This window comes from Pseudomonas sp. 14P_8.1_Bac3 (genome assembly GCF_025466085.1).
In the GTDB taxonomy this organism is placed as follows: Bacteria; Pseudomonadota; Gammaproteobacteria; order Pseudomonadales; family Pseudomonadaceae; genus Aquipseudomonas.
Window position 1 is genome coordinate 1 of sequence record NZ_JANLOD010000006.1, and the last position, 19,628, is coordinate 19,628.

At 61.8% G+C, this 19,628-nt stretch carries 18 protein-coding genes; 9 read left to right on the plus strand and 9 right to left on the minus strand.

The features are described 5' to 3' along the window. Nucleotides 1-60: 60 nt before the first annotated feature. Nucleotides 61-981 carry a LysR family transcriptional regulator gene (locus NTD84_RS01240; RefSeq protein WP_262162928.1) on the minus strand — a complete coding sequence of 307 codons (921 nt, stop codon included), beginning with the start codon at nucleotides 979-981 and terminating at the stop codon, nucleotides 61-63. A 245-nt stretch (nucleotides 982-1,226) separates the two neighbouring features. On the opposite strand from NTD84_RS01240, the gene NTD84_RS01245 reads away from it, so the two are divergent. Then, entirely contained in the window at nucleotides 1,227-1,637 is a 411-nt protein-coding gene (locus NTD84_RS01245) for a helix-turn-helix domain-containing protein (protein ID WP_262162929.1), read from the plus strand. Nucleotides 1,638-1,718: 81 nt separating this feature from the next. On the opposite strand, the gene NTD84_RS01250 is transcribed toward NTD84_RS01245, so the two are convergent. Continuing rightward, nucleotides 1,719-2,312: a flavodoxin family protein gene (locus NTD84_RS01250; protein WP_262162931.1), complete on the minus strand. Its 594-nt coding sequence runs from the start codon at nucleotides 2,310-2,312 to the stop codon at nucleotides 1,719-1,721. Between the two features lie 370 nt (nucleotides 2,313-2,682). On the opposite strand from NTD84_RS01250, the gene NTD84_RS01255 reads away from it, so the two are divergent. Beyond that, nucleotides 2,683-5,487 carry an ATP-binding protein gene (locus NTD84_RS01255; RefSeq protein ID WP_262162932.1) on the plus strand — a complete coding sequence of 935 codons (2,805 nt, stop codon included), beginning with the start codon at nucleotides 2,683-2,685 and terminating at the stop codon, nucleotides 5,485-5,487. On the opposite strand, the gene NTD84_RS01260 is transcribed toward NTD84_RS01255, so the two are convergent. Beyond that, nucleotides 5,452-6,936, minus strand: a complete 1,485-nt coding sequence (locus tag NTD84_RS01260; RefSeq protein ID WP_262162933.1) for an ATP-binding protein — start codon at nucleotides 6,934-6,936, stop codon at nucleotides 5,452-5,454. The two genes, NTD84_RS01255 and NTD84_RS01260, sit on opposite strands and share 36 nt — an antisense overlap. Before the next feature lie 179 nt (nucleotides 6,937-7,115). Beyond that, nucleotides 7,116-8,066 carry a GlxA family transcriptional regulator gene (locus NTD84_RS01265; protein ID WP_262162935.1) on the minus strand — a complete coding sequence of 317 codons (951 nt, stop codon included), beginning with the start codon at nucleotides 8,064-8,066 and terminating at the stop codon, nucleotides 7,116-7,118. A gap of 335 nt (nucleotides 8,067-8,401) precedes the next feature. Here NTD84_RS01265 and NTD84_RS01270 point away from each other — a divergent pair, with 335 nt between their 5' ends. Then, nucleotides 8,402-9,124: a pirin family protein gene (locus NTD84_RS01270; protein WP_262162937.1), complete on the plus strand. Its 723-nt coding sequence runs from the start codon at nucleotides 8,402-8,404 to the stop codon at nucleotides 9,122-9,124. Between the two features lie 100 nt (nucleotides 9,125-9,224). Here NTD84_RS01270 and NTD84_RS01275 read toward each other — a convergent pair whose 3' ends face one another. After that, the gene (locus NTD84_RS01275) at nucleotides 9,225-10,088 is read right to left on the minus strand and encodes a LysR family transcriptional regulator (protein ID WP_262162938.1); all 864 of its coding nucleotides are present in this window, start codon (nucleotides 10,086-10,088) and stop codon (nucleotides 9,225-9,227) included. A 112-nt stretch (nucleotides 10,089-10,200) separates the two neighbouring features. Between NTD84_RS01275 and NTD84_RS01280 the strand changes: the two genes are divergently transcribed. From NTD84_RS01280 to NTD84_RS01290, 3 genes are all read left to right on the plus strand, one after another. After that, the gene (locus NTD84_RS01280; RefSeq protein ID WP_262162940.1) at nucleotides 10,201-11,436 is read left to right on the plus strand and encodes an MFS transporter; all 1,236 of its coding nucleotides are present in this window, start codon (nucleotides 10,201-10,203) and stop codon (nucleotides 11,434-11,436) included. A 57-nt stretch (nucleotides 11,437-11,493) separates the two neighbouring features. Beyond that, complete coding sequence (locus tag NTD84_RS01285; protein WP_262162941.1) at nucleotides 11,494-12,492, plus strand: NAD(P)H-quinone oxidoreductase; 999 nt, start codon at nucleotides 11,494-11,496, stop codon at nucleotides 12,490-12,492. Between the two features lie 189 nt (nucleotides 12,493-12,681). Beyond that, nucleotides 12,682-13,638, plus strand: a complete 957-nt coding sequence (locus NTD84_RS01290; RefSeq protein WP_262162942.1) for an alpha/beta hydrolase — start codon at nucleotides 12,682-12,684, stop codon at nucleotides 13,636-13,638. Nucleotides 13,639-13,641: 3 nt separating this feature from the next. Here NTD84_RS01290 and NTD84_RS01295 read toward each other — a convergent pair whose 3' ends face one another. The 4 genes from NTD84_RS01295 to NTD84_RS01305 all read right to left on the minus strand — a co-directional run bounded on the left by NTD84_RS01295 (nucleotide 13,642) and on the right by NTD84_RS01305 (nucleotide 17,377). After that, a complete protein-coding gene (locus NTD84_RS01295) occupies nucleotides 13,642-15,456 on the minus strand; it encodes an ABC transporter ATP-binding protein (RefSeq protein ID WP_262162943.1) in 1,815 nt (604 codons plus the stop codon). Nucleotides 15,457-15,555: 99 nt separating this feature from the next. Then, nucleotides 15,556-15,732, minus strand: a complete 177-nt coding sequence (locus NTD84_RS29870) for a hypothetical protein (protein ID WP_315975555.1) — start codon at nucleotides 15,730-15,732, stop codon at nucleotides 15,556-15,558. Next, a complete protein-coding gene (locus NTD84_RS01300) occupies nucleotides 15,729-16,193 on the minus strand; it encodes a DUF6338 family protein (protein WP_315975556.1) in 465 nt (154 codons plus the stop codon). Before NTD84_RS01300 ends, NTD84_RS29870 begins: the two co-directional genes overlap by 4 nt. Nucleotides 16,194-16,369: 176 nt before the next feature. Then, entirely contained in the window at nucleotides 16,370-17,377 is a 1,008-nt protein-coding gene (locus tag NTD84_RS01305) for an AraC family transcriptional regulator (RefSeq protein WP_262162944.1), read from the minus strand. 165 nt (nucleotides 17,378-17,542) lie between these two features. Here NTD84_RS01305 and NTD84_RS01310 point away from each other — a divergent pair, with 165 nt between their 5' ends. From NTD84_RS01310 to NTD84_RS01320, 3 genes are all read left to right on the plus strand, one after another. Then, the gene (locus tag NTD84_RS01310) at nucleotides 17,543-18,394 is read left to right on the plus strand and encodes a 3-hydroxybutyryl-CoA dehydrogenase (protein WP_262162945.1); all 852 of its coding nucleotides are present in this window, start codon (nucleotides 17,543-17,545) and stop codon (nucleotides 18,392-18,394) included. After that, a complete protein-coding gene (locus tag NTD84_RS01315) occupies nucleotides 18,381-18,983 on the plus strand; it encodes a TetR/AcrR family transcriptional regulator (protein WP_262162946.1) in 603 nt (200 codons plus the stop codon). Before NTD84_RS01310 ends, NTD84_RS01315 begins: the two co-directional genes overlap by 14 nt. 166 nt (nucleotides 18,984-19,149) lie before the next feature. Beyond that, nucleotides 19,150-19,563 (plus strand): VOC family protein, encoded by a 414-nt coding sequence (locus tag NTD84_RS01320; RefSeq protein ID WP_262162947.1) that lies wholly within the window; start codon nucleotides 19,150-19,152, stop codon nucleotides 19,561-19,563. Nucleotides 19,564-19,628 lie beyond the last annotated feature (65 nt).

Consider the following 19,628-nt stretch of genomic DNA (forward strand, 5'->3'; position numbering starts at 1 on the left):
AGGGATTGAAGCGATCCGGGAATGATCGGTTGCCGTCAGGCCGCCACTGCGAACAGAGCGTCAGCCGGCTATCGGCAAAGGCTTCGACATGAATTCATTGATCCGCGAGCGCAGCCAGCGCTCCGCCGGATCGTTGTCGTGCACGCCGCTCCAGGCCATCGACAATTGCGCCGCTTCGATCGGAAACGGCGGGTCTTCGGCGCGCAGCGCACAGCCCTCGACCAGCGCGCACGCGGCGTAATCCGGAACGGTGGCGATCATTTCGGTGCCCGCGAGCAAGGCGCGCAAGCCGCTGAACTGCGGCACGCCCAGGACCACGCGGCGGCTGCGGCCGACCTTGGCCAGGTCGAGATCGATGTTGCCGCTCAGGTCCCCGGAGAACGACACCATGGCATGGGGCCGCTCGCAATATTCGTCGAGGGTCAGGGTCCCCGGCCGTTTGTCCCCGCGCAAGACCTTGCAGGGGATGTCGCGCAACTTCTTGCACTTGGCATTCGCCGGCAACTCCGTGGTGTAGCTCACCCCCACGGAAATTTCCCCCGAGGCGAGCAAGGCCGGCATCAGCAGGTAGTTGGCGCGACGCACCACCACGACGATCCCCGGCGCTTCCTCCTGCAATTGCCGCAGCAACGGCGGAAACAAGCCGAACTCGGCGTCGTCCGACAGGCCGATGCGGAACACATCGCAACTGGTGGTCGGGTCGAATTCCTTGGCGCGGCTGACCGCCCCGGAAATCACATCCATCGCCGGTTGCAGCTCCTTGAGAATCGCCAGTGCCCGCGCCGTCGGCTCCATGCCCCGGCCGTTGCGCAGCAGCAGCGGATCATCGAACAAATCGCGCAAGCGACCGAGGGCCGCGCTGACCGCCGGTTGGCCCATGAACAGTTTTTCAGCGACTCGGGTCAGGTTTTTTTCGAACATCAAGGCCTCGAAAATCACCAACAGGTTCATGTCGACGCGGCGCAGATCGTTACGGTTCATAGGCACGGCTCCTGGGTGTGTGCATCGGACTTTACTCGATCAGCTGCACGTTGACCGCACAAGTGGCGATGCAAACGCCCGCCAAAGTAACACCGATTCTGCCCGTGTCCCTGCGTGGAAAATTGCAGCCATGTGCTGAATCAGAGCGGTTGTTCACCACCGCGCACCGACGGAATTAACAACGTTTAACTCGCCTGCCAGCGCCACGGGACCAAGAATGAAGCTCACCGACACGGATATTCGTCATGGCCCATTCTCAGCAAAACGCCGCCCGTACGGCTGTCACTGAAGCGCCGAAGAAGCACACGGGCGGCCTGACCCCGTGGCGAGAAAACCTGGCCAAGCGGCTGATCCTCGAGCGGCTCGGGGAAACCATCGAAGTGACGGAACTGGCCAGTGCCTGCGCACTCTCGCGCAGCCATTTCTCCCGCGCGTTCAAGTGCAGCACGGGGCTGTCGCCACAGGACTGGATCCGCCAGCAACGCATCGACCGCGCCAAGCAGATGATCCGAAGCACCAACCTGAGCCTCACGCAGATCAGCCTCGAATGTGGCTTCTGTGACCAGGCGCACTTCTGCCACATCTTCACCCGCAGCGAAGGCATCAATCCATTCGCCTGGCGCTGCCGCACGGTGCGCGCCCTGCCCCGCCTTTAGCTGCCCGGCTTTTCAGCGATGGTGATCTTGCGGGCGCTATCGCCAGCAAGCCGGCTCCTACGGCTTGTGGACTGTCGGCATTCAATGGCCAGCGGTGCCTGAAGACGACGGATGCCCCATGCGCTCGGCCAATCGCGCCACTCGCTCACCCAGTTGCGCGGCAGTGCAACGGTCTTCTGGGGGTGGTGCGAGGTCGGGAGACTGCTCGACATTCGATTGCGCCATGGCGCCAAGCGAGCTGCCCAAGCGATTCAATTGCCCATCGAACAGGCCAGTGCCGGAGCGCGCCGGCAGCACATCGAGGCCGACCCAGATCATCGAATGCTGCGCGGCGAACACCGCCATTTGCAGCAGCGTGTTGAGTTTGTCGCCGCACAGGCAGCCGGAATTGGTGAAACCCGCCGCGAGCTTGTCGCGCCAGGGCTGGGCCAGGTAGAACGCCGCGGTGGCTTCCATGAATCCCTTGAAGCGGGCGGAGGCGCTGCCCATGTAGGTGGGCGCGCCGAAGATGATCGCGTCGGCGCTGTGCAAACGGTCCCAGTTCTGATCCACGTCCTCGACCGAAATCAGCAGGCAGGTGCTGCCCGGGTGCCGTTCCACGCCTTGGGCCACGGCTTCAGCCATGACCCGGGTGTGCCCGTAGCCACTGTGATAGACCACTACCACGTTGCTCATTCCATCGTCCTCTTGACGAATAAATCCCTTTACAACAAGGCCAGTCGAGCGCGGCTCCTGCCAGACCAAGCCCGCTCCCACGAGATCTGCGTACCAGCCTGACCGATGGAAGTTGAAGCGTTAGAGTTTTGGGCGTAGACCAGACCCAGCACGAGTTAAACGTTGTTAATTTTCCCTGGCGCGCCAAAAGCCTCGGCGACGTCTTTAATGGTGTTGCAGCCAATAAACACGGAACTCATGCACTGAGACGGGAAACCCCCAGTCCGGCTGAATACCCAGGAGTCAGTCGGCGGCACATTGCGCTGATCGGCAAACCTGACGAATATGCGCGAAAGCCGCGTACCAGACGGCTGCAAGCAGGAGCGACGTTTTGACCCTTGACCCCGCACAGGCCATCCATTTCGGCCCCTACCGGATCTATCCCGGACAACGTCTGATGATGGAGGCCGACCAGCCCCTGCGCCTGGGTCGGCGAGCCATGGACATTCTGCTGATCCTGCTGCAACACGCCGGGCAGGTGGTCAGCAAACAGCAACTGATTGCCGGGGTCTGGCCGAAAAGCGTTGTCGAAGACATCAACCTGCGGGTGCACATGGCGGCCTTGCGCAAGGCGCTGGGCGACGGCCAGAACGGACAGCGCTACATCGTCACCGTGGCGCAGCGCGGCTACAGTTTCGTCGCGCCGTATTCGCTGGAGCACACCGAGCAACCGGCAGCGGATGCGGACCCAGCGCCCAGCGGCCACAATCTCCCCGTGCGTCGAACGCGGATGATCGGCCGTCAGTCCCTCGTCGACAGCCTGGTGGCCCAGTTGTCACGCCAGCGCTTCATTACCCTGATCGGCCCCGGCGGGATCGGCAAGACCACGGTGGCCCTGCGTGTCGCCGAGCAACTGATCGGGCACTATCGCGATGGCATTCGTCTGCTCGACCTGGCGCCGATCAACGACCCGTCGATGATCACAGCGCACCTCGCGACCTTGCTCGAACTGTCGCTGCATGACGCCGAACCGATGGGCGGCCTCGCCGCGTTTTTGCGCGACCGGCAAATGCTGCTGGTGATCGACAACTGCGAGCACCTGCTCGACGCCGTCGCCCTGCTCAGCGAAAGCATTCTGCGTGCCGCACCGCTGGTGCACATTCTGGCCACTAGCCGCGAAAGCCTGCGGGCTGAAGGTGAATACGTTCAGCGTCTGGAGTCACTGGACCTGCCCCCGCCCATCGCGGTGCTCGACCGCGCCCAGGCCTTGACGTTTTCGGCCTTGCAGTTGTTTGTCGAACGAGCGATGGCCAGCCACGACAGTTTTGAATTGAGCGATGACGAACTGCCACTGGCGGTTGAGATCTGCCGGCGTCTGGACGGTATTCCGCTGGCCATCGAACTGGCAGCAGCGCAAGTCAGCGGCCTCGGCCTGAGCGGCCTGCTGACGCAACTGCAAGACAACCTTCGCCTGCTGACCCAGGACTGCAATACCCAGCTGGGCCGGCACCAGACCCTGCGCGCCACGCTGGACTGGAGTTTTCAGCTGCTGAGTGCCTGCGAACAAACCTGTCTGCGCCGACTGGGCGTATTCCGGGGTGGCTTCACGCTGGAATCGGCCGCGGCGGTCATCGTCGGTGAACACATCGAACCCAGCGAGGTATTCGGCTCGATCACGCAACTGGTGGCCAAGTCGCTGCTGAACGTCGAAGTCGGCGACGAGGAAGTGTTCTACCGTCTGCTCGACACGACCCGAAGCTATGCCCTGGAAAAACTCGACCAGACCGCCGACCTGCCGGACACCCGGATACGGCACGCCGAACGTTGCCTGGCCTTGATGAATCAGGCTCAGCACGATTGGGAGCTGATCCCGACGGGCACCTGGATCGAGCGTTATGCCCGGGGCCTGGAAGACATTCGCGCAGCCCTTGATTGGGGGTTGAACGGGCAAGGGCCGCGGGCCCTGGCGATCCGCCTGACCGCGACCTCTACGCCGCTGTGGCAGGAACTGTCGCTGCTCAAGGAGCACGGCGTCTACGTACGCAAGGCGCTGGCCCTGCTGGACATCGCGCCCGAGCCCTGCCCCAAGCTGCAAATAGCCCTGAAGCTGGCGCTCGGCAGCTCCTGCTATCACACCCAGGGCGGCACGGCGGAAACCATCGAAGCGTTCGTCAGCGCCAGGACCCTGGCCCGACAGTGCAACGACATCGCCGGCCAACTGCGAGCGGTGTCCGGGCACATGGCGGTCAACCTCAGTTGCGCCCATTATCAAATGGCTTTGGAGCAGAGCCAGCAATTCGACCGCCTGGGGTTGCACGGCGATGCGCTGTTATCCCTCAGCACCCACCGCCTGCGAGTGCTGGCGCTGCACTTTGCCGGGGACCAGTCACAAGCGCGGGTGAATGCCGAGCAGGTCTTGCAGCGCATGGCCCAAAGCGGCCACCTCAACCGTTTCACCCATGGTTTTGGCGTGCAGTACGACCAGAGCGTCGCGTCCCTGACGATTCTGGCACGCATTCTCTGGCTGCAAGGTCAGCCGGAACAGGCCTGGCGTACCGCGCGCCAAGCGTTGGACATCGCGATCCAGATCAACCATGGCACGTCCATCTGCTACACCCTGGCGCTGGCCGGTTGCCTGATCGCTCACTACAACGGCGATACCCGCACGGCGCGCGAACTCTTGCGCCTGCTGCTGGAACAAGCACAGAAACACTCGGTGCTGCTGTTCTACACCTGGGCCCGACACTATGCGCAGGTGATCGACCGCGCCGAAGCGCACTTGCCGCTTCAGCCGGGCGTGGGGTTGATCAAGGACATCATGGTCACCCTGGACAGCGGTTTCGTCGACGACGCCTTGTTGCTACGGGCGGACACCGGCAGCGCAGGCTGGAGCACTGCGGAAATCCTCCGGGCCAGGGCGGATGCGCTGCGGGCTGAGGGTTGCCCGTTGAAAACAGAGGCCGCCGAGGCGGTGCTGATCCGCGCGTTGAACGTGGCGAAACATCAGGGCGCCCTGGCCTGGGAACTGCGCAGCGCCACCTCGCTGGCTCAGCTGTGGCAGCGCCAGGGTCGGCATCGGCAGGCCCACACGCTGCTGGCGCCGATCTACAACCGTTTCACCGAAGGTTTTGCCATGCCGGACCTGAGGAAAGTCCGCCAGCTACTCGACGAGTTGCAGGGCCACCTGCCCACTTGAAGTCCAGCGCGTGCGGCTGACGTACTGGGCGTAGCGCCGCTCGACAGTGCGCAGCTCGCCGCTGTCTTCAAGTTTTTCCAGGGCGTAGGTGCGCGTGGTGTTGAGGAAGCGGTAGCGCGGCAGGCCACTGCCCTGCTCCCGTGACAGCAACGATTTGCGCACCAGGCTTTCCACCCCTTCAATCAGGCGTCCCGGCAGCAGCGCCGCGCAACCCAACACGCCCACCGCCGCGTCCAGCGTAAAGGCCTGTTTGAACACCGACAGGCGCTGCAACACGGTTTGCTCCGAGGGGCTCAGTTGCTGGTAGCTCCAGTCCAGCGCCGCCTTCAACGTCTGATGCCGTGGCACCGCAGTGCGCCGGCCCTGGGACAGCAGCTGGAAGCAGTTGTCGAGTTGCGCCTGCAAGCCGACCAGCCCCAGCGCATCGATCTGCACGGCGGCCAGCTCGATGGCCAATGGCAATCCGTCGAGGCGACGACAGACTTCGCGCACCACCTTGAGGTCTTGTTCGCGCAGCGCGAACCCCTGCTGACGGGTGCGCGCGCGACTGACAAACAGCTGCACCGCCGAATACCCCATCACCTCGGCCACACTGTGCAGTGCCGACGCTGGCGGCACCGCCAGCGGCGGTAGGTGCTGCACCGTTTCCCCTTGCGCTTGCAGCGGCTCGCGGCTGGTCACCAGCATCGACAGCCGCGGCGCCGATCCCAGCAACTGTTCCACCAGTGACCGGCAGCGCGCGTGCAGGTGCTCGCAATTGTCCAGTACCAGCAATGCATGCCAGTTCGCCAAGGATGCCAGTGTCGAGCCAACCTGAAGTTCCAGGACACGGATCACGTGATCGACCACTTGCTCGGGGTCATCGATCGCCGCCAGGTCCACCAGCCAGACGCCATCCCGATAATGCTGCAGGAGCAGTTCGGCCACGCGCAGCGCCACGGTGGTCTTGCCGATGCCGCCGGGACCGACCAGGGTCATGAGGCGCCGAACGGGCAATTGCCGGACCAGGCTGCCGACCAGGGAATCCCGACCGGTCACCGGAGTCAGCCGTGCCGGCAGATTGTGCTGATGTTTTTGCACGGTCTCGACCGAGACCCGCGTGCCCGCCGGGGCGTGCGCGACGGGGGCGATGAAGCTGTAACCGCGCTGCGGAACGTTGACGATGTAGCGCTGCCCGTTCTGCCCGTCGCCCAAGGCCCGACGCAGGGCGGCAATGTGCACGCGCAGGTTGATTTCCTCGACCACCGACGTCGGCCATACCTGCGCGATCAGTTCGTCCTTCCTGACCACGGCGCCCGCGCGCTGGACCAGTACCTGCAAGATGTCCAGGGCCCGCCCGCCCATGCGCAGCGGCCGGTCGCCGTCGAGGATCAGCCGTTGCTGCAGGTGGAACGCGTAGGGGCCGAATTGCAGCACCGCATCGCTGTGCAAATCTGTGACGCTGTTCATGCACGTTCACGTGCGCAAACCCGGGGCGACTCAATGAATGCCATCATCCATCACGCGCCAGGCTCCCGCACCTCCATTGCAAAGAGTTCATCGGTAATCTTGGCAGGCCTTGGTGACGGAACAACTACCGCGAAGGGAGCGCCACAGCCATCTCGGTGCGCGCAACGGACATGACGGCGCTAGCTGAACTGTTCGCGGTACTGAAGCGGGGTCAGGCCAATTTTCTCACCGAACAGAAAGCGCATGTGCCGGACACTGCCAAAGCCACTTTTGAAGGCCACGGTCTTGAGCGGCAACTCGCTGGTTTCCAACAGGCTTCTCGCGCGGTCGATGCGCGCGCTTTGCAGGAACTCCATTGGCGTCATGTTCACTTCCCGGGCAAACACCCTGGCGAAATGCCGCGGGCTCATGGTTGCCAGGCTGGCCATGCGTTCGATGCTGAACCCTTCATCGAGGTGTTCGAGCACGTAGTTCTGCACGCGGGTTATCGGCGTTTCGTGAGGGGCCACCGTCGCCATCAAAGGACTGAATTGCGCCTGCCCGCCCTGCCGCTTCATCACCACCAGCAACACCTTGGCCACGTCCTGGGCGACTTTCTTGCCGTGGTCTTCGGCGACCACCGAGAGCGCGAGGTCGATGCCCGCCGTGACGCCGCCGGAAGTAATGAGGTTGCGGTCCTGCACGTAAATCTGATCGGTCTCCACCGTTGCCTTCGGGAAGCCCTTGATGAGCCGTTCGGTGTAATGCCAGTGCGTGGTGACGCGATATCCGTCGAGCAGGCCGGCATGCCCGAGCACGAAGGCACCGGTGCAGATCGAGCCGTAACGGTCGGCACGCTTGACCGCGTCCTTGAGCCAGCCGAGCAGCGGCGGATGTTTTTCGTTATAGGCACCAGGACCGCCGGGCACCAGCAGCAAGTCGTAGGCCTTGTCCGCCTGATCGATATGCACATCGGCGTGCACGTTGACGCCGTTGGAGGCACGCAGCGCGCCCTGCACGGTGCCAATGGTCGACAGTTGATAGTGATCGTCCGCCGGCAAATAACGATTGGCGATGGAAAACACCTCCATCGGCCCGGCCATGTCGAGCAGGAGAAAGTCGGGGAACAGCACCATTGCCACGGTTTTCATGGGTTACACATCGCTGAAGTCAAAGAAGATCTACCGGCTGACACAATCCTTCTGTGGGAGCGGGCTTGCTCGCGAAGGTGATGTGGCAGTCACTCATCTGGTTGGATGTGCCGCCGCCCTCGCGAGCAAGCCCGCTCCCACGGGGATTTGTGTCCGGCGCCTTGCATTATGGCCATATCCCCTATCGGCGTTAGAGAAGAATACGAAATTCGTCATAAATAATTGTCAACTCAAAAGGGACAGCATTTCAATTTCCATCTACTTATTGCATCAAACGATAAACATTAACCTTCTCCTCACTCGGACGAATCAACGTCCCCACAGGAGATTTCATCATGCTGACCCTTCGCAAAGCTTCCGATCGCGGCTTGGCCAACCACGGTTGGTTGAAGTCATTTCACACCTTCTCCTTCGCCAACTACCGCAACCCGAAAGAGCAGGGTTTTTCCGACCTGCTGGTGATCAATGATGACCGCGTCGCGGCCGGCAAAGGCTTTGGCCAGCACCCGCATCGCGACATGGAGATTTTTTCCTATGTGCTCGAAGGCGCGCTGGAGCACAAAGACACGCTGGGCACCGGTTCGGTGATCCGCCCCGGTGACGTGCAATTGATGAGCGCCGGCAGCGGCGTGGCGCACAGCGAGTTCAATCACTCGGCCACCCGTGGCGTGCACTTCCTGCAAATCTGGATCGTGCCGGACGTCAGCGGGGCCAAACCGCGCTATCAGCAAGAGCATTTCAGCACCCAGAAAAAACGCGGACGCCTGCAACTGATCATCTCCCCCGAGGGCAAAAACGGCTCGCTGAAGGTGCGTCAGGATGCACGGGTGTATGCCGGGCTGATCGACGGCAAGGAAAGCGCCACGCTGGAACTGGCGGCCAATCGCTACGCCTACGTGCATGTTGCCCGTGGCAGCGTCGAACTCAACGGCCTGCAATTGAATGAAGGCGATGGTGTGCGGGTTCGGGATGAGCAGTTGCTGAGCTTGAGCAATGGCGTCGATGCGGAAGTGCTGGTGTTTGACCTGCGTCCGCAGGAACTGCCGGAAATGCCTTGATGGATTGATGCACTGATTCCCTGTAGGAGCGAGCATGCTCGCTCCTACAGGAACAGGAACAGGAACAGGAACAGGAACAGGAACAGGAACAGGATCGGGATCAGGCGAACTCCGCGACAATCTCTTCGATCACTGCGCGCACCCTCGCGGTGTGCCGCAGATCGGCATGCGTCACCAACCACACGTCATACGGCGCCGGCCGTGTGCGCTCCGGCCACAGCCGGACCAGCCCGTCCCTTTCGCCCATGTACACCGGGATTTCCCCCAGCCCGATTCCGGCGGCAATCGATCGGCGCACCAGCAAACTCGAACTCAGGCTCGACACGATGCGGCCGCGCCCCAGCGGTTCCGACACCAGGGTCATGTCCTTGTTGCCCTGAAAGTACGGCTGATACACCACCAGATCATGCCCCTCGAACGCTGAACCCGGCGTGGGTACGCCGTGGGCGTCCACATAGGCTTGCGACGCGAACAGGCCGACCGGCCAGCGGGCGATGCGCCGGGCGATCAAGTCCGGGTTGTCCGGCCGGGTGTTGCGCACGGCGATGTCGGCCTCGCGTTTCGCCAGGCTGAGAATCTGCGTCGAAGCATCCAGTTGCACCCGCACATCCGGATGCTTTTCATGCAGACGCGCAATCGCGGGGATCAGGAAGTCGATGGCCATGGAATCCGTGGTGCTGACGCGAACGATACCGGTCAGGCGATCGTCGAGCCCTTGAATCTGCCGCTGCAATTCCAGGGCGGAATGCTCCATTTTCTCCACCGCCTTCAGCGCTGCTTCGCCGACGGCGGTCAGCGCGTAGCCCTCGGACGTGCGCAGGAACAACGTCGCACTCAAGGATTTCTCCAGCGCCGTGATCCTGCGGCCGACGGTCGCCTGGTCAATCCCCAGTACCCGCGCGGCGCCACGCAGGGTCGTTTCACGGCACACCGCTAAAAACACGCGGGCGTCATCCCAATTCATAGCGTTCTCCCATGATGCATATACGCATCACTATAGAGCGAATTCGCTGCGCTAATGCATCAATAAACAGGGATAAGCTGGACACCTGCGATAAACCTACAGGAGAGCTTCCATGCTCAACACATCAACCACCCCGCGCGGCGCGATCTGGCTGCCGATCTTCGCCGGCCTTTGCGCCAGCCTGGTCAGCATTGGCCTGGCGCGATTCGCCTATACACCGTTGATTCCTTCGTTGATCCAGGCGCACTGGTTTTCCGCCAGCGACGTGGTTTACCTCGGCGCCGCCAATCTGGTCGGCTACCTGCTCGGTGCGCTGATCGGCCATCCGCTGGCCCGTCGCACGTCCAATCGCACCGCCCTGCGCCTGATGATGCTGGCAGTGACGCTGTCGTTTTTCGCCTGTGGCTTTCCGTTGTCGGTGAGCTGGTTCTTCGGCTGGCGTCTGCTCTCGGGCGTTGCCGGCGGTGCGATCATGGTGCTGGTGGCCGCGACCGTCCTGCCCCATGTACCCGCCGCGCGCCGTGGCTTGGCCAGCGGTGCGATCTTTTTGGGCATCGGCCTGGGCATTGCCGGATCGGGAACCATCGTTCCACCGCTGTTGAGCCTGGGCTTGCAGGACACGTGGTTCGGTCTTGGCCTGCTGGCACTGGTGCTAACTGCCGCCAGCTGGTTCGGCTGGCCATCCACCGCGCACACGCCACCCTTGGTGCCAGCCGATGAAATATCCACAGCTCCGACTGATCCTGCTGTTTATCTGTTGTTCGCCCAATACGCGTTCATGGCGGCTGGTCTGGTGCCGGCCATGGTGTTCCTGGTGGACTATGTCGCCCGTGGTCTCGGTGCGGGGGCGCACGTCGGTGCGCTAATCTGGGTGATGTACGGCATCGGGGCGATCATCGGCCCGGTAAGCTACGGTTTCCTGGCCGACAAGCTGGGCGCGCGGCTGAGCATTCGTCTGGTGCTGGTGGTGCAGGCAGTCGCGGTCGTTTTGCTGTCGATTTCCAGTTCGTTCACTGCGCTGGCGTTGCTGGCGGTCATCCTCGGTTCATTTCCGCCAGGTATTGTGCCGCTTGCGCTGGCCCGGGTTCACGAACTGCTCCCGCAGCATCATCAGCAACAGGTCGCCTGGAGCCGCGCCACGGTATCGTTCGCCACATTCCAGGCGATTGCCGGGTTCGCCTATTCGGCGTTGTTCAATGCCAGCGGCGGCCATCATGGGCTGCTGTTCATCATTGCCGCGGGTGCCATTGTCGTCGCATTGTTGCTGGAACAAGGCATGCGCCTTCTAAGCACCCCACCTGTGGGAGCGAGTCCACTCGCGACAACGGCGCACCGGGCAATGAAATGAATCATTCACTCACTCATGCGATCCCAGTTACAGATGACTTTCTTACAGGACTCTCACATGACACTGCCTACAACCATGACCCTGATCGAAATCAGCCAATCCGGCGGCCCCGAGGTATTGAAACCGCGCCAGGTGCCGGTACCCACCGTGGGTGAAGGCGAAGTGCTGATTCGTGTGCACGCCGCCGGGGTCAATCGCCCGGACGTGATTCAACGGGCCGGCAAATATCCGATGAAGCCCGGCATGAGCCCGATCCCCGGCCTGGAAGTGGCCGGTGAAGTGGTGGCGGTGGGTAAAGGCGTCACCGAGTTCATTGTGGGTGACAACGTCTGCGCCCTGACCAACGGCGGCGGTTACGCAGAATATTGCATCGCCCCGGCCGGCCAAACCCTGCCGATTCCCGAAGGCATGGATTGGGTACACGCGGCGGCGGTCCCGGAAACGTTCTTCACGGTGTGGGCCAACCTGTTTGACATAGGCGGCGCCAGCAAAGGCCAACGCGCGTTGATTCACGGCGGCACCAGTGGCATCGGCACGACGGCGCTGATGTTGTGTCGCGAATTCGGCGTCAAGGCCTTCGCCACGGCCGGCAGTGAGGAAAAGTGCGCGACGATCCGCAAGCTGGGTGCCGAGGCGATCAACTATCGCGATCAGGATTTCGCCCAGGTGATTCAGGAAAAAACCGCCGGCAAAGGCGTCAACGTGATCCTTGACATCATGGGCGGCTCGTACCTGAATTCGAACATCTCGGCACTGGGCATGGAGGGGCGCCTGGTGATGCTGGGCTTTCTCGGCGGGGCCCGTGCCGACGACGTCGATTTGATGGCGATCATGGCCAAGCGCGCGACCCTCACCGGTTCGCTGCTGCGCCCACGCACCCGCGAAGAAAAAGCCTCGATCGCCGAGCAATTGCGCGAGTACGTCTGGCCGGTGCTCGCCGCCGGGCGGTGCCTGCCGATGATCGACAAGGTCTATCCGCTGACCGACGCGTCGCAGGCCCACGCGCGGATGGAAGCGGGCGATCACATTGGCAAGATTGTGCTGCAGGTAACTTGAGTCGACACAAAATCCTGTAGGAGTGAGCTTGCTCGCGATGGTGTGTCAGGCGCACCTGTGTAGGCTGACCCACCATCGCGAGCAAGCTCGCTCCTACAGGAACGTGTTGGACGGCCGTCGAAAATGTTCCCGCCTCCGGCACGCATCTGTTAAAAACCGAACTTCAGTCATTTACCGGTAAAAAGACCCATGCCCTCTCCTCTGCTCACGCACCTGCGCCGACGCTGGCTGGCGCTGCTGTGCATGGCCGTGCTGATTGTCGGCCTGCCGGTGAGTTGCGGCGTGCTCCAGCATACCGAACGCGAACTGCTGTTCCGCATCGAACCGGGCACGGCCGGCTGGTATCGCGGTTTACCGAACGACGTCCAGGAATTCGACATCAAGCCCGCCAATTTCAAAGGTGGGCAAAATCTGCATGCCTGGTGGTGGCCCGCGGCGCGGCGTGATGCGCCGTCGATTCTCTATCTGCACGGCGTGCGCTGGAACCTCACCGGCCAGGCGTTTCGTATCGAGCAGTTACGCGCCATGGGCTATTCGGTGCTGGCCATCGACTACCGCGGATTTGGCCAGAGCAAAGGAGACCTGCCGTCGGAAGCCAGCGTGTATGAGGACGCCCGGGCTGCCTGGGACCGCTTCAAAACCATGCAACCGGACCCGAACAAACGCCTGATCTACGGCCATTCCCTCGGTGGTGCCGTGGCCATCGATCTGGCCGCCGACCTGGCGGCCCAGGCGAAAAAAGACCACGTTGCCGTCCCGGTGCGCGGTCTGGTGATCGAGTCCACCTTCACTTCGCTGGGCGACGCGGTGGCGCAAGTGGCCGAAAGCAACCTGCCAGTGAAATGGTTGCCGGTGCGCTGGCTGCTGTCGCAGAAATTCGACTCCATCGACAAGATCGTCGACATCGACATGCCGCTGCTGGTGGTCCATGGTCTGGCGGACCCGTTCATGCCCTCGCGGTTCAGCCAGCAATTGTTCAACGCCGCCAATGAACCGAAAAAACTGTTGCTGGTGCCCGGAGGGACGCACAACAACAGCATGAGCCTGGGTGGCACTCAATATCGCCAGGCACTTGAGGGCTTGATGAAAGCCAAACCACCGCAAATGGCCGGCCCCGCACTGACCCGCGGCGCTCAGGACTCCTGAGCGTTAGCGATAACCTTGCGCCTGCAAATTGAACAACTGCGCGTAACGCCCGCCCGCGCTGACCAGACTGTCATGGTCGCCACGCTCCAGAATCGTCCCCTGATCCAGCACAATGATGTGGTCGGCATTGCGCACGCTGGAAAAACGGTGGGAAATCAGCAGCGTCATGCGGCCATCCGTGTGCTCGCTGAAATGCTCGAACACCGCCGCTTCCGCCGCCGGGTCGAGTGCTGACGTCGGCTCATCCAGAATCAGGATATCGGCGTCACGGCGCATGTAAGCGCGGGACAAGGCGATTTTCTGCCATTGCCCGCCGGACAGCTCCTGCCCGCCGGCAAACCAGCGGCCCAGTTGCGTGGCATAGCCGCGATCCAGCCGCTCGATGAAGGGCGCGGCCATGCCCTCGGCGGCGGCCTCCTGCCAACGCTGTTCATCGCTGAACGCCAGGGTGTCGCCTACGCCAATGTTCTCGCCGACGGAAAACTGATAGCGGATGTAATCCTGGAAAATCACCCCGATGCGCCGACGCAGCGCGTCTTCTTCCCACACCTGCAAATCGCTGCCGTCCAGCAGGATGCGCCCCTGATCCGGGCGATACAGCCGGGTCAGCAACTTGATCAGCGTGGTCTTGCCCGAACCGTTTTCCCCCACGAGCGCCACGCTGTGCCCAGGGACCAGGTGCAGATCGATGCCCTCCAGCGCCGCGCGACTCGAGCCCGGATAACGAAAGCCGACGTTCTCGAAGCGCAAGCCATCGCCGGGCACGGCGCCTACGGTGAGGTGCCCGGTGTCCGCGACGACGGGTTCGGCCAGATACTCATAAAGGCTCGACAGATACAGACCGTCTTCGTAGAGACCGCTGATGGCACTCAAGCTACTGCTCACCGCGGTCTGTCCCTGCTTGAACAGCACCAGGTACATGGTCATCTGACCGAGGGTGATGCTGCCGTGAACAGTGTCGACCACCACCCACGCATAGGCCAGATAAAACGCCCCCGTGCCCAGCAACCCCAGCACGAAACCCCAGCCATCGCGGCGCAAGGTCAACCGGCGGTCCTCGGCGTAGAGACGCGCGAACGTCTCGCGATAGCGCTTCAACAGCAGCGGCGCGAAACCAAACAGCTTGACCTCTTTGATGTAGGCTTCGTGGGACAGCAGCGTCTCGATGTAATTCTGTTGCCGGCTCTCCGGTGCACGGCGGGTGAACAACCGGAAGGCATCCCCGGAGAAGTGCGCCTCGGCGAAAAACACCGGGAGTGCGCCGACCACCAGCAACACCAGCGCCCACGGGGAGAAATGCACCAGCAACACGCCGAAACTGATCAGCACGATCAGGTTCTGGATCAGTCCGAGGGACTTCATGACCAGCGCCAACGGCCGGGTCGACGCCTCGCGCCGAACCCGAACCAGCTTGTCGTAGAACTCGGAATTCTCGAACTGCACCAACGACAACGTCTGGGCCTTCTCCAGAATCATCGTGTTGACCTTCTGCCCCAGTTGCACCCGCAAAAGTGATTGCTGAACCGACAGCGCCCGCTGCGTCCCGGATAGCAACGCGAGCACGCCGGCCTCGAACAGCACGTAACGCACCACTGGCCACAACGGCGCACTGCCCTGCTGCGCGTGCAACTGCATGGCGAACACCACGGCATCGACGATGCGTTGACCCAGCCAGGCAGCCAGCGCCGGAAGTACGCCCGCGATCAGGGTGGCCAACACCAGACCGAGAAACAGCCCGCGAGAAGTGCCCCACACTAATAACAGGGCGCGCCTGGCCTGATCGAGCAGTGACGTGAATCGATTGAGAGCAGCAGGCATCCCTAATTGTCGCGCCGAAATGAGCGCTCAGAACCGTTGTCTACGGGCGGTGGACCCAAGGGAGGCTTGGGTCGCCGAGACACAGGCTTACCGTTGCTATCAAACGTGGGCTTGTAGCAAGGAGGCATTTCCTGAGGGGCTCTGCTCGTCATACTGATCACCATTTTGCTCTGAAAATTCGACCCACTGAACACTCGAAGCATCGATAACAATAGCCTCGGCGCCGATTTGAAACTCCTTACCCGCGACGTCGAGCCAACTGGGATGCTCGATCACAAACTGCCCTCTTGTCGGCTCGGCCAGCCATACAAGCGCCTGTTATCCAACAATTGCAGTACGACAAATCTTGGCCTTGTTGAGAAAGCACTGTACCACTGGCTCGGAAAGGAGGTTTGCCTGGTTATCTTCACTTTTCTGAGCAAGCCGTGCAGCTTGTCACTGCTCGATATGTAGCAGGACAAAAATCCTAACAACACCGCCATCACTCCCGAGAGCAAGGCCTCTGAGTTCCTGTCCCAAACACCCAGTGAATAAAAGCGTTCGCCTATCAACAGAAACAACGCGCCCAGTCCGACAACCAGTGACTGAATCACAAACGTAAAGATGAGCGCCCGGACGATCTGCCCGAATGTGTCTGGTCGCTTGAATGCGGTGACGGAGTAAAAGATCCAGGCAGCCAAAGAACCCGGGATTAAATATTGAAGTAACGGAATAATTTCTTTAACCAGATCATCCATGATTCTGTTTCCAGTGCCTGATTCGACGCTTTCCCAATAGAAATACCGCACCCCGAGAACATCTGCCAGCGGGCTAAATCACCTCGTAGTCACAGAAAATTTCAGAGGAAAACCTTGTTGCTTTCTCCCGCAAGTGGCACCGAATAATCTGACAAACTTCGAATCAAAATCTCACGTTACGCCTGAAACCGCGCCCGATACCGCCCCGGACTCTCCCCCGTCCACTTCTTGAACGCCCGATGAAACGCGCTCGGTTCCTGAAACCCCAGTTGCTCGGCGATATCACCGATGCTGGCCTTGCTCTGGCGCAACTGTTCAAACGCCACGCCGCGCCGTACCTCGTCCTTGATCTCCTGGTACGAACATCCTTCCCGCTCCAGCTTACGGCGAAACGTGCTGGGGCTGAGGTGCTGTTCCAGCGCGAAAGCCTGCAAAGTCGGCCACTGGCTGTAATGACTGCTGCGCAAGCGTTGGTGAACCTGCGACGCCAGACCGTGCTGGTTGCGGAAGCGAATCACCAGCCATTGCGGAGCGGTGCGCAGGAAGACTTTCAGCGAGGCAAGGTCCTGAACCACCGGTAGGCGCAGGTAATGGCTGGCGAATTCGATTTCGGTGCGCTCGGCGCCGAAAGTCAGGTTGGGCCCCCAAAGCAAACGGTCATCGCTGAGAGACACCCGCGCATGACGAAAGTCCGCTCGGTCGATGGGGATGCGCCGCCCGCCCAGCCAGCACAGCAGGCTGATCATCAGCACCAGAAACGTTTCCTCGCCAAAACGGGCGAGGTCCTCGTTTTGCGCCTGGGTTTCCAGGCTAATGACCGCACGTTTGCCGCGCACCGTCAGCGTGCCGCGAAAGTCACGCAGGAACAGGGCGAAGTTGCTCAGGCACTGGCGCATGGCCTTGTGCAGGTCGGGTTCCTGAATCAGGGCGCGGCAGATCAGGGCAAAGCTGCCGGGTAGCATGCCGTGGGAATCGAGGCGGAAGAATTCGTCGTTCAGCTCGCGAATCTGAATCAGCCACAGCGCCGCAAATGTACTGGCCGGCACCCGCGCCGAGGGCTGCCCGATCAACGCCGGGTCGATACCCGCCTCTTCCAGCGCCGCCTTCAGTCGCTGCGGATCGTTCCCCAGCCCATGGATCATCGCCTGCACGAAGTAGGCGGCCACCGAGTCCTTTTCCCGCATCTGAACGCTTCACTCCCCATCACCCGAATGGCAAAAAACACCAGCACCGTTGAACAGTTTCGGCATAGGACAACCGCCCTGCCGGTTCTAGACTCGCGGCAATAGTACGCCTTCGGTCGCTGTGTCGGCCAAGGTATCGCGTGGTTTGATCGGAAGGACGGCTAGATGAATCTGCAACACATGGGCGTGATCGGCGCCGGCACCATGGGTAACGGCATCGCGCAAGTCTGCGCCCAGGCCGGCTTCAACGTGACTTTGATCGACATCTCCGAGAGCGCCCTGCAAAAAGCCCTGGCGACTGTCAGCAAGAATCTCGATCGGCAAGTGGCCAAGGGCACCCTGACCGAAGCGCAAAAACTCGCCACCCTCGACAAGATCCGCACCAGCACCGATTACGGCAGCTTGCAGACCGTGCAACTGGTGATCGAAGCCGCCACCGAAAACCTCGACCTCAAGCTGCGCGTGCTGCAGCAGATCGCCGCGCAAGTCAGCGCCGACTGTGTGATCGCCTCCAACACCTCGTCGCTGTCGATTACCCAACTGGCCGCCAGCGTCAGCCAGCCTGAGCGGTTCATCGGCCTGCACTTCTTCAACCCGGTGCCGGTGATGGGCCTGATCGAAGTGATCCGTGGCCTGCAAACCAGTGACGCAACCCACGCCCTGGCGCTGGACATGGCCACCACTTTGGGCAAAACCGCGATCACCGCCGGCAACCGCCCGGGGTTCGTTGTCAACCGGATTCTGGTGCCGATGATCAACGAAGCAATCCTGGTGTTCCAGGAAGGCCTGGCCAGCGCCGAGGACATCGACGCCGGCATGCGCCTGGGTTGCAACCAGCCCATCGGCCCGCTGGCGTTGGCGGACCTGATCGGCCTGGACACCGTGCTGGCGATTCTTGAAGCTTTCTACGACGGTTTTAACGACAGCAAATATCGCCCGGCGCCACTGCTCAAGGAAATGGTCGCCGCCGGTTACCTGGGACGCAAAACGGGGCGCGGCTTCCATGCCTATGCCTGAGCGCTGCTCACGTTTCGCCGAATACCGGGACAAGGTGCTGGAGCTGTTCGCCAGCAAGGGTTTCGGTCAGGTTGGCATGCGCGAGCTCGCGACGTGCCTGGGACTGGCCCCGGGCTCGCTGTATCACCATTACCCCAGCAAACAGCACTTGCTGCTTGACCTGATCGAGGAGTTCTACGAAGAGTTGTTAGCCACCCTGGGGCGCATCGAGCAACAGGCGCCGGCGAAACGCGACCGGCTCAACAGCCTGATCCGCGCGCATTTGAATCTGCATCGGGAAATGCCCTGGCATTTTCGCCTGGTGGAACGCGACAGCGGCTGCCTGAATGACGATCAGCAGGTACGGGTACGCCACTTGCGCGAGCAGTACGAGCGCAAGCTGCTGCAGATGCTCGGCACCAAGTCTCGCCTCGACGAACCGACGCAACGGGCCGCTGCGCACGCCGTCGGCAACCTGCTCAACAGCGCCCCGAGCTGGCTGGCATCCCACGCGCTGGACGAACATGTACACGATGAAATGCTGGAAAGTCTGGTGACCGGCGCCATCGAGCGCTTGCTGCGCCCGTCGGCGCCCCGGGCAGTCGCCTGACCGGGTCGTTGCGCGAAGCCATAAGCCGCGTCGCCGCAATAGGAAAAATGTCTAAACGAATGTTGCGCATTCCCCCCTCTAACGCTTTGCTGATGGAGCCCGACCATTGCAGAGCCGCAGGTGAATCCCGCCTTCCTCTGCCTCCTCATAACAACGGGGGTCAACCATGAAAATCAATCCCTACCTCATCTTCAACGGCGACTGCAAAGCCGCATTCACCTTCTATGCCCAGGCCCTACAAGGCCAGCTCGACGCCATGATGACGTTCGGCGAAAGCCCGGCACGCGAGCACGTCCCGGCCGACCTGCACAACCTGATCATGCACACCCGCCTGTCGGTGGGCGATCAGGCAATCATGGGGTCGGACACCACACCCGACCGCCCTACCGATGACATGGCGGGATGTTCCGTCTCGCTGAATGTCGACAGCATTGCCGAGGCCGAGCGCGTGTTCACCGCACTGGCCGAAGACGGCAGCGTACAAATGCCCCTGGAAGCCACGTTCTGGGCGGCGCGCTTCGGGATGCTGGTCGATCGGTTTGGTGTGGCGTGGATGGTCAACTGCGAAAAAGATCAGTGAATTCCAAGGCATGAAAAAGCCCAACCTGAAAAGGCCGGGCTTTCTGGAAACGCTCATTCAATCGA